Annotated in this window: 1 protein-coding gene; it reads right to left on the bottom strand. The window is 60.1% G+C overall.

The window, feature by feature from the left end; genetic code table 11:
* Nucleotides 1-233: glutamate-cysteine ligase family protein (locus tag B4F73_RS09360; RefSeq protein WP_349679552.1), on the bottom strand; the 233-nt coding region annotated here is incomplete at both ends.

Below are 233 nucleotides of genomic sequence, written 5' to 3'. Positions count from 1 at the left end.
TCGAACACGAAGGGCAGCATGCCCGTACGGTCGGGATCTGTGTCAGTCCAGATTTGCGACCGGTAGGACAGGAAGCCGTTCGGGCGACCTTCCATGAAGGGCGAGTTCGCAAACAGCGCCGTGCCGAGCGGCTGTAGCGCCAGCGAGACGCGGAACTTCTTCACCATGTCCGCTTCGGAGGCAAAGTCGAGATTGGCCTGAACCGTACATGTGCGAAACATCATCTGCCGTCC

Source organism: Hyphomonas sp. UBA3601, from assembly GCF_002375605.1.
Lineage (GTDB): Bacteria > Pseudomonadota > Alphaproteobacteria > Caulobacterales > Hyphomonadaceae > Hyphomonas.
This window is presented reverse-complemented; position numbering and strand designations above follow the sequence as displayed.